The organism is Candidatus Leptofilum sp. (genome assembly GCF_965223285.1).
In the GTDB taxonomy this organism is placed as follows: Bacteria; Chloroflexota; Anaerolineae; order Promineifilales; family Promineifilaceae; genus Leptofilum.
Genome location: NZ_OZ244997.1, coordinates 5,273,163 through 5,289,915, shown reverse-complemented (window position 1 = coordinate 5,289,915; position 16,753 = coordinate 5,273,163). Strand labels below are relative to the sequence as shown.

The window sequence follows — 16,753 nt, the reverse complement described above, 5'->3', positions numbered from 1 at the left end:
TCTCCTCTCCAAACTCAATTTATTCTGCAAAATCAATAATGACCACCAACGGATCGTGATCTGAGACGCGGCGGGGTGAGCTGTCCTCAGGGTCGCCGATGGGGTAATCGGCGTTGGTGTGTAAGGCTTCAACGAGCGTTATTTGCTCGAACAGTGTTGGGGAGACGAGTATGTGATCCAGCGTTTGGGTGCGACCTTCAAAGATGTAGGTATACGGCCGTTCCCCATCCGGCAAAAAGCGATACACATGCTGCAAACCAGCCGCCTCTAACGTATCTAGCGGCAGCGTCTGGTAAAACGAATTCAAATCGCCAAGCACCACAAAGTGCGCTTCAGGATTTTCGGCAGACAATTCAGCCATGACCTCGACGTTCCAGGCCGCTTGGGCGGTACGCACTGGCTCAGTGGCCTCTTCTCCAGCGGAGAGCGAGAGGAAATGGTTATTGAGCAGAATCACCGTCTGGTCGCCGTTTTCCAGATGGGCAGTCACGGTGATGGCTAGCGGCGGGCGGGCAAACAACTCACCTGGGGCATCAACCTGGGCAAAAGATTCCACCGTTGCGCGGTCGCTGCGCACCAGATAAGCCACGTCAATGCCTCGCGAATCATTCCCTTCCACTAAAAACGGTTCGTAGCCAAAATTAGCAATCACCTCTTGTTCCACCAAATCTTGCAGCACGTCCAAATTCTCAACTTCCTGTAAACCGATGATGGTCGGTGAGCCCATCGCTACAATCGTTTCAGCGATTTTCGCCAGCTTGGCGCGGTACTCAAACACGGTGGGCAACGGTGGACTAGAAGGATGTGGGCTGAGTAAATCGAACAGGTTCTCCACGTTAAAAGTGGCGATGCTAAGCTCGTCTTCGGTGGCAGCGCGAATAGTAGGCAACGGCCGTTCGGCCATTTCCACGTCTGGCAGCACAATTGGGGCAATTTTATAGTTGCCAAACGTGTAAGCTAGTGGCCCCACCAAGTTGGCTACCGTGTCACCACTGGCAACCGCGTAAGGCAAACTGGATTGATCATCGTGGGCCACTGTGGAGCCATCATCAACGTATATTACGAAGCCGCTTTCATCGGTACGTGCCACTGACGTCACGCCCCATTTTTCGTACACCAAGGCATATTCACCAAAGCGCGTGGTGGGGCCAACGACCAGCGCAGGTTCTACTAGCCCGACTAACACGCCTTCCAACGCTTCATTGTAAGCGAGAGCTTCAGCTAGGTCCTGGGGGGGATCGTAGGGGATAGGCTCAAAAACATTGGTGTAGCCGGGGCTGTTCAGCACAATACCAGCCAATGACTCCACCTGGAGCGCGGTCTGGCTGGAGATTTCACGCACACGGCCGTTTAGCTCCAGCAAATCCCCCACCTGCACGGTAATGGGCAGCACGCCCGTAAAGACAAACAAGCCATCCGAGGTGGCCGGATTGTCGTCTGGTTCCAAATCCTGGATGAAGAAGCCATTGAGTTCGGGGAAGACGGCCGTAACCACCCCACGCGTCGCCGCCTCAATACCCACATACGGAGAGCGATCCCCCTCTCCCTGGATGGCCCAAATGGGCACACTATCTCCCAAGAAGGTGGTGAAGCTATTAGAAAGCACGGGATCAAGCTGCTCATCTGCGGTTAGCTGAGCGGGCGTAGCCTGTAGTGGTTCAATTTGCTCGTCTGGCACGGTGAAGAAATATTGCAAAACGGCCGTTCCCCCATTTGCCGCGAGTTCATCCACTGACCAAGCCACAATCCCGTTGGCCGAAGTCCCGTTTTCATCCGGCTGCACCTGAAGCTCATTTGCCTGGCCACCTGGCACTTCCAGCTCGATGAATAGATTTGTCAACGGTTCCGCTGTGTAATTAGCAGCCGTCACAGTGTAAGTGAGCACCTCACCGGGGTTGGCGGTATTGTTGGTTTGCATTTCCAGCAGCACAATCGGCGGAATAATCTCCACAATATCACTTTGCAAGCGGGGCTTTATTTGCCGAACCCCTTGGTAAAATTCACTCACACCCACAATGCGGTAATCTTGCCCCACCGCCACCAATTCGGCCGTTGCTCCTGTATCTTTCTCAATGAGAATCGTCGCGGTTTCGCCACTTCCCTGGTCAATTTGAATTTGGTAATCAAACGAGCCTTCTTCAACCGCCAGCGCGGTGCCTTCAATAACCACCAGTTCACCTAGAATGGCATCACTGTTGTTCACGTCTAGCACCGTTACGGGCAGCGGTTCCGGCAATTCGGCCGTTCCCAGCACCTCAACATCCTGCGGCACAGCCTGTGGTATTAGCTCCAGTGAATCCCGGAATGGTTCAATCAGCCCAGTAACCCGCACCAAGTCGCCAATCTTTACATTCACCTGCCCTTGCCCACCGGGCACAAACACTTGAATGCCGCCCGTCTCATCCTGCAAATAAAATTTGTTGCCGGTGCTGCCAGCAAAAAAACCGCCTGTGTACATGGTGGCAATACCTTCTACGCTCACCACGCTGCCTACCAAATCGCGGGCGGTAGCAATGGGGATGGCACCACCCGCCATGCTGATGAGTCGGGGTTGGCCAAATGCAGCCAGGTACCCCTCGGCGTCCGCAAAGTAACCAGCGAGCAGTGTGTCCGTGTAAGTAAATGGGCTTTGCAAGCTGATTTCAGCGGTTTGGCTGCTGTTGGCTCCGATCTCAGGGATGATCCAGATGAGACGGCCGTTCCCCAATTCAGCATTGTCGGGGGCAGCCAACAGCTCAAAATGGCTGGCAATAGGGAGCGAGATGGTGATGTTGGAGACGGCCGTATCGCTCACATTCCCTACCTCAATAGATAAAACAAACTCGCTGCCTGGCGGAATCGCCTCTGGCGCAGAGACATCAATGGTCAAAAACTCATTTGGCTGAGGTGTGATGGGGCTGCCACTGTTTTGCGGATTGGGCGTAGCCAGGGCCGCAAAATCCACCGCATTGCTGCTGCTGTTTTGCCCGTTGCCAGCCTCGCCGCCGGGCAAGCGTTCCAGGCTTGCACCGTCATTGGGTGCAGCCACAGGCTCGCCAGCCGTAAATTCAGCCGGGGCATCCCCCCACCCCAGCAGATCAACCGTTTGCTGCGTTTTATTACGCAGCAGCAAGCCACCGCGCCGCTCAAACAGCGACTGGGTAAAAAAGCCATCAGCCGCCGCACCTACGTCCTGCCCTTCACGCACCAGCAGCATATGGCCTTGTGGGGGGATTACGGCCGTTTCCGTCCAGCGGTAAACCAATGCCTGCTCCTGCCCATCACCCAACAGGTAAAAAATTGACCAACCCATCAAATCCACAGGTTCCAGGCTTGCGTTATATAACTCAATAAACTCTTTGCTGTTGCTGCCGGGTACGCCGGGCAGCAGCTCGCTAAAAAAGACGCCTTCTGTCTGGATGGCAGGTTCGTCATTTGGTTCTGATGTGGCGGTGGGAGCAGGATTGGGAACGGCCGTGGCTGGCACTGGCGTGGCCGTCGGTGACTCTTCTGCCTCACAAGCTGTGAGCAGCAGGCCAAGCACAAGGTATAAAATCAGCAAAACGATAGGTTTTTGACGAAGCATTGTGACGTTTTTCCTTAAAAATGGTCTCTATATTGCATGTGCGGGAAATTATAGCACGGCGCAGAAAAGTAAGTGGTAAACAACGGTAACAGATCGCGCTTTAACAAAATGTTTACATCACGTTAGCCTGCCCTTAACCAGTTCACTTTGAATTCACGAGCTGGGCTGTTGCCCACAAAAAGCCGCGTGATATAATGCGATACGGTTCAGAGAAAATCGTTTATCGGGAGAACTCAAATACACATAAATACATCCCACATTACACCTACTATATGATGATATCTAATCTTCAGGCCACTGTTTTCACAGCCCAAACAACCTTTTAACATTCAGGATATTAGCACGGTAAGGCAGCGCAAGCTGGCTGCTGCCGCATAGCAAAGGATACAGCTATGAGCGACACCGCAATACCCTCTCAACCCAAAACCAAAGCGAAGCCACAGCAATCTGGCCTGGCAATTTTTTCTGGACGACGTGGCCTCAAACGCCGAGAGGCGTTACTGGCTTATTTGTTCCTCCTGCCAGCGACCATCATTATTGGATTATTTGGGCTATTCCCATTGGTATTTTCTGCTTACCAAAGTACACGGGCCGGTCTCAATAATGTGGTCGGTCGGCCTGATGGCTTGGGTCAATACGTCCGTGCCATTGATAATCTTGCTTATGTGCTAGCCTTCTGGTTGGCACTTTTCTTTATAGTAGTGGCCATTCGCAATGTTAATGAGCTACTGGCCACTGCACGCAAGAGGAATGAATCGCCGTGGCGCTGGCTTTTACCGGCGTCGCTGAGTGCCATAGGGTTGGGGCTGTTGCTGTGGCTGGTCTTTGCTTTTATGCCTGGCCTGTTAGAAGTTGGCGAAAGGCTGGTTGGGTTCACAGCCGAAGAGCGTAATGAGCTTTTCCCTCAATTTGTGTCTGAGGCGTGGAACGCACCGGGGGTGGCTTCTACGTTTTATTACGCAATTCTGGCGTTCATTTTAAGTGGTGCCGCTTATTTTCTAATTCAGCGAAACAGCCCACAGACGTTAAGAGATGGATTTTATACAGGCAAGCTATTAACGGCCGTATTCATGCTCATTCTCGCCATCGCTATTGGTTGGGTAACGTTTAATGAAATTCAACTCGCCTACGCGGAGGCATTGGAAGAAGGCGAATCTTTAGCCATTTGGGCGCAGATGGTTACCATCAGTGCTGGCTTTGTGCTGCTGTTGCTTTCCTGGCTTGTCTGGCGAACGGCCGCACACCGCGATTCTAACCTGCAAACCGGCCTACGCTTCTTCGCTGGCATCCTTTTGATGATTGGCGGTTGGGTGCTCATTAGTGAGCTTCCCGTCGTCATCGCTGAAGGTGACAGCGACTGGTGGATTAGTCTACGCACAACCATCTTCTACGTTATTGGAGCTCTCCCCGCTGAACTATTCTTTGGTCTGGTGCTGGCAACGCTCCTTTATCAGGACATTCAGGCCAAAGGCGCGTTCCGCATGGTCTACTTTTTGCCATATATTACGCCAGCAGTGGGTGCAGCGGCCGTCTTCAAAGTTTTATTCTCAGGCAACACATCGGGCCTTATAAATACAGTCATGACATCAATAGGACTCGAACCTTTAGGCTGGCTGAATGAACCCAATGGCATCAATCAACTAATTGGGGATGCCTTCAACTTCACTGTCCCAGACTGGGCTGCTGGGCCGAGTTTGGCTCTAGTTGTTGCCATCATCTTCGGCATTTGGAAATATACTGGCTACAACGTTGTTTTCTTTTTAGCTGGCTTGGGAAACATTTCGCGGGAATATTACGAAGCGGCTTCAATGGATGGTGCTAGCCGTTGGGCGCAATTCCGCCATATCACGCTGCCGCTGCTCTCACCTATCACCTATTTTCTCACCATTTTTGGCGTTATCGGCACCTTTAAAGCGTTCAACACCATTTTTGTTTTACGTACCCGCGCCGCGCTCGGCACGATGGACACAGCCAGCCTGGTCATTTTCGATGCCTTCAACCGAGACACTCGCATTGGCTACGCCGCCGCGCTTGGTATCATTCTGCTCCTTGTTATTCTTAGCGCAACGGCCTTACTCGATCGCTTTTCTAAAGGGAGGGTTTTCTATGGCTAATCAAGTTGCAACGCCCGTTACCAATCAGCCAATCCAGACTGCCCGATCCGGGTTCAATTGGGCACGCTTTCTCACCTACGCCGTGCTCATCACAGGTGCAATCATTTCAATCATCCCGTTTTTGGCAACGATTAGCATTTCGCTTATGAACTTGACGGAAGCGACCAGCCAAACCTTTTTGCCCAGCACCCCACAATGGAGCAACTATTTAGAAGCATGGGAAGAAGCAGATTTTTCTGAATTTTTCTTCAACAGCCTGCAAATTGCCCTGATCACCGTTGCTGGAGAAGTTGTATTTGGCGTCTTGGCTGCATATGCCTTCGCTCGCATGGAGTTTCCAGGAAAAAACCTGTTGTTTGGCTTATTTTTGTCAACACTTACGTTACCAGCAGCCATCGTCTGGGTACCAAACTTTCTAACGGTCTCCTGGTTGGGCAAGGTAACACCTTTTCAATGGATTGATAACTGGCCTGCATTAACCATCCCTTTTATGGCCAGTGCCTTTGGCATTTTCTTGCTGCGTCAATTTTTTCAGCAAATCCCTGATGAATTGTGGGACTCTGCGCAAATTGATGGCGCGGGGCATTTACGCTATCTTATGCAAATTGTTGTGCCCCTTTCTAAGGCCCCCATTCTTATTTTGGGACTGTTTGGTTTTTTGGGCAGTTGGGATAGTTTGGCCTGGCCAATTCTGGTAACACGCTCTTTGGAATGGCGTCCCATCTCTTTTGGACTGCAAGCCTTCCTGCAAGAAGCAGGAAGTTTTGTCAATTTACAAATGGCTGGGGCCATCATTACAATCTTGCCAATTTTGGTTATTTATTTCTTTACCCAGCGCCAATTCATTGAAGCAATGACGCGCTCGGGTCTCAAAGGATAAGCCGAAAATTTATGCTAAAAGGAGGTGATGCGGTAAGCAAAAGAATTCACACTGAGGTCTAGCTTATCAAGACCGACAACGCCTAGTTTTACAAATTGCAGAAAACTCTTGAACAAACTCTGCAATAAAATCTTTTATTGAAACAAACGTTTCGAGGAGAAGACAAATGTCTAAAAAGTACGTTAAATGGTTTATGCTTCTGGCCTTAATTGTGCCGATGTTTCTGGTTGCCTGTGGTGGCACTGCGGAAGATGCCGTAGAAGATGCGGTTGATACTGTAGAAGATGTTGCCTCAGACGTAGCGGACACCGTAGAAGAAGCCGCCGAAGATGTAGCAGAAGAAGCTGAAGAAGTGATGGATGAAGTTGAAGAAACTGCCGAAGAGGTAATGGATGAGGCTGAAGAAGTCATGGATGAAGCCGAAGAAGCAATGGAAGAGGTGATGGAGCCTTGTGGCCCTGTCAGCGATGGTCCATTTGCTGGTGTCGATCCGCGCGGTCAGACCGTCGTTTGGTGGCACAACCACAGTAGTAGTCGTGAAGAGCTGCTGCTGGAGATTGTTGCAGAATATAATGAGACCAACGAATGCGGTATCACAATTGAAGCGTTGAACCAAGGTGGGTATAACGACATCCGCGACGCGGTCAACGCTAGCGTGGCTGCTGGTGAAGTTCCTGCTGCGCTTGTTGTTGGTTACCAGAATGATCAGGCTTTCTATCAACTAAATGAATCGCTGGTAGACCTGAATGAGTATGTAAACGATTCCCATTGGGGTTTGTCGGAAGAAGAACAGGCATCTTTCTACCAGAGCTTCTTTAACCAGAGTATTCATGTTGCCTTCGACGATCAGCGCTTAGGCTTCCCGCCAAACCGTTCCATTGAATTACTGCACGTCAATATGTCTTACTTGCGCGACCTGGGTTATGATGCGCCGCCAACTACCCCAGATGAATTTGTAGAGATGTCTTGTGCTGCTGCTGCTGCTAGCGAAAGTGGCGTAGGCGGTTACGTTTTACGTGATGATGCCTCTGCACTTGCTGCCTGGACCTTTGCTTTTGGTGGTGACGTCCTAAATGCGGAAGGCACTGAATACATCTACAACAGTGATGCAACCGTGCAGGCTATGGAAATGTTGGTTGAACTGGCTACCCTTGGTGAAGATGGCCAAGTTTGTGCTTACTTCTTTGATGGCTTCCCGAACCCAGAAGTAGCTTCCCGCAATGCACTCTTTGCTCAGGGTTCAAGCTCCGGTATCCCGTTCTACGTAGGCGACTTTGCTACGATTGCTGAGGATGCAGGCACTGAACCGGACGAGTATGGTGTTGCTGCCATTCCGCACATCACAGGCGACCCTGTTATGAACATCTACGGTGGTGACGTAATGATCGTCAAGACCACCCCAGAACAACAGCTGGCCGCTTGGCAGTTTGTGAAATGGTTCACTTCACCAGAACCTCAGGCTCGTTGGGTTGAAGCCAGTAACTACTTCCCCACCAATGCGGGTGCTGTGGAGTTCTTGGGTGATTACAATGAGCAAAATCCAGTTTGGGCCACTGCATTAGACTTGTTGCAGTATGGCAAATTTGAGCCTCAGCTCATCTCCTACCAGTCTGTTCGTGATGCCGCACAAGAAGCCTATAATGTCATCATTCAAGGTGGCGATGTGCAGGCTACCTTGGACGACTTGACGGAAACAGCAAACGAGCTGCAAGAAGAGCTGCTGGAAGAAATCGGCAACTAATTTTTTTTCAATAATAATGGTAATGGAGGCAGGAACGGCCGTTTCCCCTCCATTATTTCACAAAGCAAGAAGGCAGCATGACTAAGCCATGCTGCCTTTTTTCGTAGATACTATTTCCGGTCGTTCTAGGTAAATGTCAAGTTTTTTAGGCTTCACACGCCGTTTAAGCACCAGATTTTTAACAGTTGACACTTGGCACAGTTAAGATCCGTGCTATATAATCCGGTCTCACCTTCCTGCACACCTTCGCACTCTTCGCCACTGCCATTAACGTGTAAAGTTAGGATGAGATTCGAGTAATTGGCGAATTCGGTTTCCAAGTTTTTTACATCACTCGTTTGCAAATCACAGAAAGTAATTTAAAAAACGAAGAGCGATTTCTCTGTGGTTTGCTCAAGTAAAAACCAATTCCCAGACTTTTGTAATTCAAAGCTCTTTTGGTTTTTACATTTCCTAATATGAGGAGGAAAAACAGTATGAAGAAGCGTTTAGTCATTCTAATTGCCCTCTTGGGCATGTTCATGGTAGTCCTTGCGGGCTGTGGTGAACCGGAGTTAGGTACGGAAGAAAATCCAATTATCTGGGTTCTTGTACCATCTGGAGAAAGCGAAACTGTTCTCACAGGATTTGATGAAGTAGCGGCTCTTCTTTTTGAAGAAACCGGCCTCGTTGTTGAACCCTTTGTAGCAACTGAGTATGCAGGTGCTATCGAAGCAATGTGCAGCGATCCGCCAAAAGCACATATGGCTTCTTTGGCAACTTTTGCTTATATGCTGGCTTCAGAGCGTGGCTGCGCCGAAGCCGAGCTGGTATCTGTCCGCTTTGGCAGCCCAAGCTATAATGGCCAAATTTTTACGCGAGCTGACAGCGGCATTGCTTCGCTGGAAGACCTGGCTGGAAAGACCTTCTGTCGCCCTGACCCGCTTTCTACCAGCGGTTGGATTATTCCTAGCCTGGAATTGAGAGCAGCAGGCGTTGATCCTGATAACGATCTAACTCAAATCGTTGATGCAGGCTCGCACGATGCGGCCGTTTCTGGTGTATACAATGGTGATTGCGATGCGGGATCATCTTTTGTTGATGCCCGTTCCACCATTGAAGAAGACAATCCAGATGTCATGGATGTTTTGCAGGTCATCTTTATTTCTGGTGATATTCCCAATGACGGCGTTCAATATGTTCCCAGCGTCTCTCGCGAACTACGAGACCAACTTAATGATGGCTTGTTAGCGATTGCGGCAACAGAAGAGGGCGTTGAGGCACTGGATACTGCCTATGAATGGACTGCTTTAGAAAAGCACGATGATTCCTTTTATGATCAGTTCCGCCAAATTTTGGATGCCGCAGGTGTCTCTCCAGAAGACCTGCAATAACAGAACAATTGTGAATCTTTAGTTTAAGAGCGGAGAGGCATGGAAATGTCTCTCCGCTTTAGTTTACATCTTTTTATAAAAGTTCAGTTCGGTCAGCAAGGAGACTGTTATGCTTGAGGTGCGAAATCTAACCAAAGTTTACAACGATGGCACCGTTGCTCTAAAAAATGTTAGCTTTACAGTTCCTGATGGTGAGTTTCTGGTCGTTATTGGCCTAAGCGGTTCAGGAAAATCCACTTTGTTACGCTGCATTAATCGACTCATTGATCCCACGGAAGGGGAAATCCTTTGGAATGGCGTTGATCTTGCCAAGCTAAGTGGGGAAGATTTGCGCAATGCTCGCCGCAAAATTGGCATGGTCTTCCAACATTTCAATTTGGTCAAACGGTCTTCTGTTCTGACTAATGTGCTATCTGGGCGATTAGGCTATACGTCTTCATGGAAAAGTTTACTAGGGCGCTTCTCGCCTGAGGATCATAAAAAAGCGGTCGAGGCTCTGAAGCGTTTGGGCATAGCCGATCAAATTCATAAACGCGCCGATGAGTTGAGTGGGGGACAGCAGCAGCGGGTTGGGGTCGCCAGGGCACTCATGCAAGAGCCGGAGATGATTCTGGCCGATGAGCCGGTAGCCAGTTTAGACCCGGTTTTGGCACATTCAATCATGCTGCGCTTAGAAAATCTGAATAAGGAAGACAATATGACGATTTTGTGCAGCCTGCATTACCTGGATTTGGTGCAAAGGTATGCCACCAGCGTTATTGGCCTACGAAGCGGTGAAATTGCCTATCGCGGCAGCCGGAAAGATATTCAAGCAATGACCGATAGCGAATTTAAGGAAATTTACGGGGAAGATGCAGAACGTGTCGGCGGGGGGCTGGAAGGTAGTTTGCAAAACATGGGGGGAACGGCCGTATGACCAACAATGATGCTCCTGTCCCTAAGAAAAGTCTTGTGCCGCCAGCTTTAGCGGCCCTGTTCTCTGCACTTGTTCCCGGGTTAGGCCAGCTATTGGCCAGAGCCTATCGCCGTGGGCTGCTGCTATTCTTCAGCATGGCAACCATCCTCGGCCTGCTAGTTTGGCGCTTTCGCTTGGCTGCCCCCAGAGACGAGGGCGTTGTTGATATCTTCCTGAAAGGATTACGCCTAAAGCCATTTCTGGTTTTTGTCTGTGTCTTGGTTGCCATCCTTTACATTTGGATTATTGTAGACGCCTACATCGTTGCCAAGCAAAAAGAAACGGTTTCAGTTGGCCTACTCTTTATGGTTCTGGCTGTATTCTTTGGTTTAGGGTGGCAAATTGGCGAAATCAATCCGGTGGCACTATTTACGCAGGCGGATGATGCTGGCCCTGCCCTCATGCGTGTACTTTGGCCGTGGGAAAAAGCAATTGAATATCCCGAAGAAACAAGATCGGTTTGGGCTGACATTCAGGTTCCCTGTGCCGAATCTCCGCCCCCACCAACAGAACCATTAGTAGATGAGCCTTATATAGTTGCCTCGCCTACCTGTGGTTCGCTTAGTGAACAGAGTGGCGAATTAGGCTCAATTATCACGCTCAATGGGTACAATCTCATCCCCGGCACAGTTGCAGAAATCATCTGGGAAGATCCAAACCTAGCCACCTTCCGGCAGCGTCAGGAAGGGGAGTACGTCCAGGTTATTCCTGATGACAATGGGGAATTTGAAGTGGATATCATCATGCCTTATCGGCTGCTGCCCCCAAGTGCACAGGATGATGTGTTGATTTGGCGCATAAGCGCACAACAAGTCACCAGCGTGGGCGATGCCCAGGCAAGCGAAGAGCTCAAACTGTCGGTTGAGAAAATTACCGAAACAATTTTCATCGGCATGATGGCAACCTTTTTTGGCGTCATTTTGGCGATTCCGGTTAGCTTTATTGCCGCCCGCAACTTGATGTCGGCCAACCGGGTGACGCTAGGTATTTATTATGTCACCCGGGGCATCTTGAACATCATTCGCTCCATTGAGCCTCTAATTTGGGCAATCATTTTTGTGATTGTAGTCGGTTTAGGGCCTTTTGCCGGTATTCTGGCATTAACAGTCCATTCAATTGCGGCACTGGGTAAATTGTATTCGGAATCTATTGAGTCGATTGACCCTGGCCCAATCGAAGCGATTCAGGCGACCGGTGCAAATTGGGTGCAGACAGTTATCTTTGCAGTTGTCCCGCAAATTATCCCGCCGTTTGTTTCGTTTACTATCTATCGGTGGGATATTAACATTCGCATGTCCACCATTATCGGCTTTGTTGGTGGTGGCGGTATTGGCTTCTTGTTAGCACAGTGGATTCGCTTATTGGATTATCGTTCTGCCGGTATTGCTGTTTGGTTCATTGCCCTAACCGTAGCAATTTTGGACTATGTTAGTGCCGAAATTCGCGCCAGGTTTGTTTGAGTTTGGGCCACAGCATGATAATTTCTACAGACGAGTCGCACCTTTTGCATGAAGCTGCTTGTAACACGGCCGTTTCCGCCGGAAAACTCGCCCGTAAAATGTGGTCCAAACCACGGAAGATTAGCTACAAAGGGTTCCGAGACCTGGTAACAGACGCAGATGTTGCCACCCAAGCACAGATTACCGATGCAATCCAGGCTCGGTTCCCCAACCACGGCTTTCTAACAGAAGAAGAAGACGGCAACTTACCTACAACTGGCCCCATCATCTGGATCATCGATCCTATTGACGGCACGACCAACTACAGTCGCCAGATGCCGGAATTTTGCGTCTCAATCGCAGCCTGTCAGCCAACAGATGATGGTTACGAACCTGTAGCGGCTGCCATTTACGACCCGATGCGAGACGAACTGTTCAGTGCTGCGCGAGGTGGGGGAGCCACCCTGCAAGTTGGCAACATGCCGCCACAAACATTGCAAGTGAGCCTTGTGAATGACCTATCTCGCGCCGTCTTTGCGCTAGATTGGAGCAGTGCCTCCCAAACGCGCACAGACGCTTTGCAAATTCTCAACCAGTTCGCTGAAGAATCATACACGGTGCGCACGATTGGAACGGCCGCTTTGGCTATGGCCTGGGTCGCCGCCGGGCGGATCGATTTCTACTTCAACTTGCGCCTGCGTCCCTGGGACATAGCCGCCGCTATGCTGCTGGTACAAGAAAGTGGCGGGGCCGTCACTGGCGTTAACGGCGAACCTATTATTTGGGATGTAAATGGGATCACGTGTGTGATGAGCAACGGCCGTCTTTCTCTTAAACTTGAATAATTTTGAGCACCCAGTAGCTTTTCATCAAATGCAAAAAGAGCTGTCAGTGTCGAAGCCAAGACACCAACAGCTCTTTTTATTGTTTGAAAATTAAAGAAAAATCACCCTATCCGACTATCAAGCGACAATTTACTTGCCCCTGTAATTGCAAAGGCCAAGGCTGCTGCCCCCAAAAGCAAAACCAATTCATACCCATTTTCGCTAACAAAGAAACCATTGGGTAAATGCACAACAAATAAGGCCACAAGCATATCCACTGCCAACATCAAACCGACAAGTCGCGTTGCCAAACCCAAAATCAAAGCCAGACCACCGAGTAATTCGACCAATGAAACAACAACAGCAAAAAATCCCGCGGCAGGAATGCCTAAACTGCCAAAAAAGCCGCCCACACCCTCAAATCCAAAGGTAAACACCTTTTGCCAACCATGTACTAAAAAGACCAATCCAACAATCACCCGGATAATCGTCATCGCTAGGTCAGCTTTATCCGGCGCAGGCTTCAGTAACGCTTTAAAATCCATATTCCTACTCTCCTCGTCAAAAATACCTGAATCAATATAACGAGTATGATCGTAATATGGAGCGCGTAAATTGGAAGGGATTAACCAAGGATGTTTCGGTACTTTTCGCGGTAACTGCGCCGAAAATCAAGGGGGGACTGACCGGATTCTCGGCGAAAAAAGCGAGCAAAATAGGAGCTGTCTTTAAATCCAACATGGGTGCAAATCTCCGAAACAGTCAACTCTGAATGCGCTAATAAGCGTTTGGCTTCAATGATAATTCGCCGCCTGATGACATGGGAACCCGGTACACCAGTTGTCATTTTGATTTGCTCGCTAAGATAGCCCGGCGTGACGCCAAGCATGTCAGAATAACTTCGTAAATGATGCGTTGTTAGAAAATGTTGGTCAACCAGCCGCTGGAACTGGGATGAAAGATAGGTCGTAGCCGTTGGTTCAATGAAATCGGTGTTGGGCTGATTATAAAAACGACGCACATAAATGAGCAGAAGCTGCGTTAGATGCTGCAGAGCATCCAAATAGCCAAATCTTTCATTTTCATATTCACTGAGAAGCTGTTCAATGATTTGCTGAAGAGCCCTGGCCTGCGCCGGACGTAAATAAAGGGTCGGGCAGCGATCAATTAAGTAAAAAAGCTCTGTTGGCTTAAACTGTTTGTTGAGATAGAGAAACTCTTCAAGGAAGAAAATTGATATTCCTTGTGGCCGCTTATCTACTTCAAAAAAGTGGCTTTGCCCCGGTCGCATCAGATACAAAGTTTGGGGGCGGATTGCGTATCCAGTGTAATCAATGTGATGAAATCCCTCCCCTTCAATAATCCAAAACAGTGCGTAAAATGTGTGGCGATCGGGAGCGGGTTTCATCCACGGCTCGTCTGGATTTAATCGCTTGATCATAATAGGTGGATCAAGTTCATGCCGATATGGAAAATCGTGGAGAGGAATATCGCCTGGGTGCATTTTGTCTCAAGTTTGAAATTTGATATGAATGGTGCGAATCTCATGAAGTGCAGAGTTTCTAATCATAATGAGGTATTTTTTGATGAAGAAAGTAGTCGTTCTGCCAGGGTGGTTCAACCACTTTGTTGATGGCGAACGGCCGTTAGTGTAAAGAGATATTCCCCCATCGTCAATCTCGGTAGGCTGAGTGTCACCTGGTGTTCATATTTAGTATAAAAAGCGGCCGTTCCTTACGGAAGCTGCGGGCTGTTCTTCATTTTGTGCTATGGATGACGTCCTCACCATGCCTCTTCCTAACTGAATTTGGACATTTTGCGCAAATGGTAACGGCCGTTTCCCCCCCCCAAAAAAAATCAGTTGCCAACCCACACGCATAGAGTACAATCCCCACATATGCGCTGGCCACCCTACAAACACGTCTTCTTCGACTGCGACTCCACCCTCTCCACCGTAGAAGGAATCGATGTATTGGCCGAGACCGCTGGTAAAAAATGGCGTGTCGAAGTGCTTACCAACGCGGCGATGGATGGCAAGCTGGATTTGGAAGATGTGTACGCCAAACGCCTGCAAGCCGTCCGCCCCACTCATGAGCAAATCCGGCAAATCCGCACTGTTTACAAGCGCAATATCGTCCCCGATGCCCAAGCCGTCATTGCAGCTCTACAGTTTTTGGGGCATCAGGTTTACATAATTAGCGGCGGGTTGGCGGAACCAGTAGAGGAATTTGGCTTCTTTTTAGGCGTACCCAAGCAAAATATCCGCGCTGTCAATGTCGATTACGATCATCTATCAGGCGACTGGTGGTATGCTGAAACGGACTTCCAAAAGCCGATACGCAAACGGTACATTGATTACGAAGAGGGTGCCCTCACCGTCAGCGACGGCAAGGCGCAGATTGTTAAAGAACTGTTGGGAACGCAAAACGGCCGTTCCCTCCTCATTGGCGACGGTACCAGCGATCTGCTAGCCAGCCACACCGTAGACCTGTTTGTTGGCTTTGGTGGTGTTGTCCAACGCGAGCGCGTCAAAGCTGAATCGCCTGTCTTTTTACACACACCCAGCCTGGCACCATTGCTGCTACTCGCCGCTGGCCCTGCCGCCATTCGGCAAGTGAAAGATACGCCCCACGAAGCCGTATTTAACAAAGCATTTACCCTAACAAATACAGGAGCATTTGATTTTAATCATGAGCGACTCAAACAGAAATTCCAAGAAGCATATCAAACTGTACATACCGGGGCCGACTGAAGTTCGACCCGAAATTTTAGACGCCCAAACCGAATGGATGGTTGGGCACCGGATGCCAGAATGTGTTGATTTAATCGGCCGTATTCAGCCCAAGCTGCAAAAAGTATTCTTCACCAATCGGCGCGTTCTCATCAGTGCCTCGTCCGGCACAGGTTTTTGGGAAGGTGCCGTGCGCAACTGTGCCGACCAAAAGGTGCTAAACTGCGTTAACGGAGCGTTCAGCGACCGCTGGCGCGAGGTGACAGAAGCCAACGGCAAAGACAATGAGGTTCTGGAAGTGGCATGGGGCCAGCCCATCCTGCCAGAAATGGTGGCCGAGCGGCTGGCCAACGGTGGCTTCAATGCCGTTACCGTCGTCCACAACGAGACCAGTGCCGGGGTAGAAAATCCCATTAAAGAGATTGCCCAAGTAATCCGCAACGCCCCCGGTGGCGACGACATTATCATCATGGTAGATACCGTGAGCGGACTTTCTGGCGCACCGCTCGATTTTGACGGCTGGGATTTGGATATTGCCCTCACCTCCAGCCAAAAAGCGTTTGCCCTACCTGCAGGCCTGGCATTTTGTGCCGTCTCCGAACGCGCTATGGAAAAAGCCAAAACGGTCAAAAACCGTGGTTACTACTTCGACTTCATCACGCTCGACAAGTATATGGCCAAAAACCAAACGCCAGCCACCCCTGCCGTCTCTTTGCTATTCGCCCTGGATCGGCAGCTTGATGATATGATGGCCGAAGGCATGGAAGCCCGCTTTGCCCGCCACATGGCCATGCGCGACATGACCATCAAATGGGCCACGAATCACGGCTTTGAGCTGCTGGCTCCTGAAGGGTACCGTTCCCCCACCGTCACTTGCGTCAGCAATAATTTGGGTATCGACGTACCTGCCCTCAACAAATTCCTGCGCGAACGCGGCATGATTTTGTCCAATGGCTACGGCAGCCGCCTGAAAAACGTAACCTTCCGTATTGCCCACATGGGGGATATGGTTCCCGCAGACATGGAAGAACTGTTCAGCAACGTAGACGACTTTTTGGCACAATAAGTCAGCCACAAAAAATCCGTTAATCGGCGAGAAGTTTGTAATTACAAACTTCTCGCTTTTTTTAT

The 16,753-nt window shown here is 49.8% G+C and carries 12 protein-coding genes; 9 read left to right on the top strand and 3 right to left on the bottom strand.

The window, feature by feature from the left end; all coding sequences use genetic code 11:
* Positions 1 to 19 precede the first annotated feature (19 nt).
* Complete coding sequence (locus ACOQPU_RS23800) at positions 20 to 3,565, bottom strand: endonuclease/exonuclease/phosphatase family protein (RefSeq protein ID WP_420642322.1); 3,546 nt, start codon at positions 3,563 to 3,565, stop codon at positions 20 to 22.
* A 392-nt stretch (positions 3,566 to 3,957) separates the two neighbouring features.
* Between ACOQPU_RS23800 and ACOQPU_RS23795 the strand changes: the two genes are divergently transcribed.
* The 7 genes from ACOQPU_RS23795 to ACOQPU_RS23765 all read left to right on the top strand — a co-directional run bounded on the left by ACOQPU_RS23795 (position 3,958) and on the right by ACOQPU_RS23765 (position 12,912).
* Entirely contained in the window at positions 3,958 to 5,679 is a 1,722-nt protein-coding gene (locus tag ACOQPU_RS23795; RefSeq protein WP_420642321.1) for an ABC transporter permease subunit, read from the top strand.
* On the top strand, positions 5,672 to 6,559 hold the full coding sequence (locus ACOQPU_RS23790) for a carbohydrate ABC transporter permease (protein ID WP_420642320.1): 888 nt from the start codon (positions 5,672 to 5,674) through the stop codon (positions 6,557 to 6,559). The genes ACOQPU_RS23795 and ACOQPU_RS23790 overlap by 8 nt, the downstream gene beginning before the upstream one ends.
* Positions 6,560 to 6,725: 166 nt before the next feature.
* Positions 6,726 to 8,300 (top strand): extracellular solute-binding protein, encoded by a 1,575-nt coding sequence (locus tag ACOQPU_RS23785; RefSeq protein WP_420642319.1) that lies wholly within the window; start codon positions 6,726 to 6,728, stop codon positions 8,298 to 8,300.
* A 476-nt stretch (positions 8,301 to 8,776) separates the two neighbouring features.
* Positions 8,777 to 9,673, top strand: coding sequence for a phosphate/phosphite/phosphonate ABC transporter substrate-binding protein (locus ACOQPU_RS23780; protein ID WP_420642318.1), 897 nt, complete (start codon positions 8,777 to 8,779; stop codon positions 9,671 to 9,673).
* Positions 9,674 to 9,782: 109 nt separating this feature from the next.
* Positions 9,783 to 10,589, top strand: coding sequence for a phosphonate ABC transporter ATP-binding protein (gene phnC / locus ACOQPU_RS23775; protein ID WP_420642317.1), 807 nt, complete (start codon positions 9,783 to 9,785; stop codon positions 10,587 to 10,589).
* A complete protein-coding gene (gene phnE, locus ACOQPU_RS23770) occupies positions 10,586 to 12,088 on the top strand; it encodes a phosphonate ABC transporter, permease protein PhnE (protein WP_420642316.1) in 1,503 nt (500 codons plus the stop codon). Before phnC ends, phnE begins: the two co-directional genes overlap by 4 nt.
* Before the next feature lie 14 nt (positions 12,089 to 12,102).
* Positions 12,103 to 12,912, top strand: coding sequence for an inositol monophosphatase family protein (locus tag ACOQPU_RS23765; protein ID WP_420642315.1), 810 nt, complete (start codon positions 12,103 to 12,105; stop codon positions 12,910 to 12,912).
* A 101-nt stretch (positions 12,913 to 13,013) separates the two neighbouring features.
* On the opposite strand, the gene ACOQPU_RS23760 is transcribed toward ACOQPU_RS23765, so the two are convergent.
* On the bottom strand, positions 13,014 to 13,436 hold the full coding sequence (locus tag ACOQPU_RS23760) for a DoxX family protein (protein WP_420642314.1): 423 nt from the start codon (positions 13,434 to 13,436) through the stop codon (positions 13,014 to 13,016).
* A gap of 80 nt (positions 13,437 to 13,516) precedes the next feature.
* Positions 13,517 to 14,395, bottom strand: coding sequence for a helix-turn-helix domain-containing protein (locus ACOQPU_RS23755; RefSeq protein ID WP_420642313.1), 879 nt, complete (start codon positions 14,393 to 14,395; stop codon positions 13,517 to 13,519).
* Positions 14,396 to 14,788: 393 nt separating this feature from the next.
* Here ACOQPU_RS23755 and ACOQPU_RS23750 point away from each other — a divergent pair, with 393 nt between their 5' ends.
* Both ACOQPU_RS23750 and ACOQPU_RS23745 read left to right on the top strand, forming a co-directional pair.
* The gene (locus ACOQPU_RS23750; RefSeq protein ID WP_420642312.1) at positions 14,789 to 15,643 is read left to right on the top strand and encodes an HAD-IB family phosphatase; all 855 of its coding nucleotides are present in this window, start codon (positions 14,789 to 14,791) and stop codon (positions 15,641 to 15,643) included.
* Positions 15,582 to 16,688 carry a pyridoxal-phosphate-dependent aminotransferase family protein gene (locus tag ACOQPU_RS23745; protein ID WP_420642311.1) on the top strand — a complete coding sequence of 369 codons (1,107 nt, stop codon included), beginning with the start codon at positions 15,582 to 15,584 and terminating at the stop codon, positions 16,686 to 16,688. The genes ACOQPU_RS23750 and ACOQPU_RS23745 overlap by 62 nt, the downstream gene beginning before the upstream one ends.
* Positions 16,689 to 16,753: the final 65 nt, after the last annotated feature.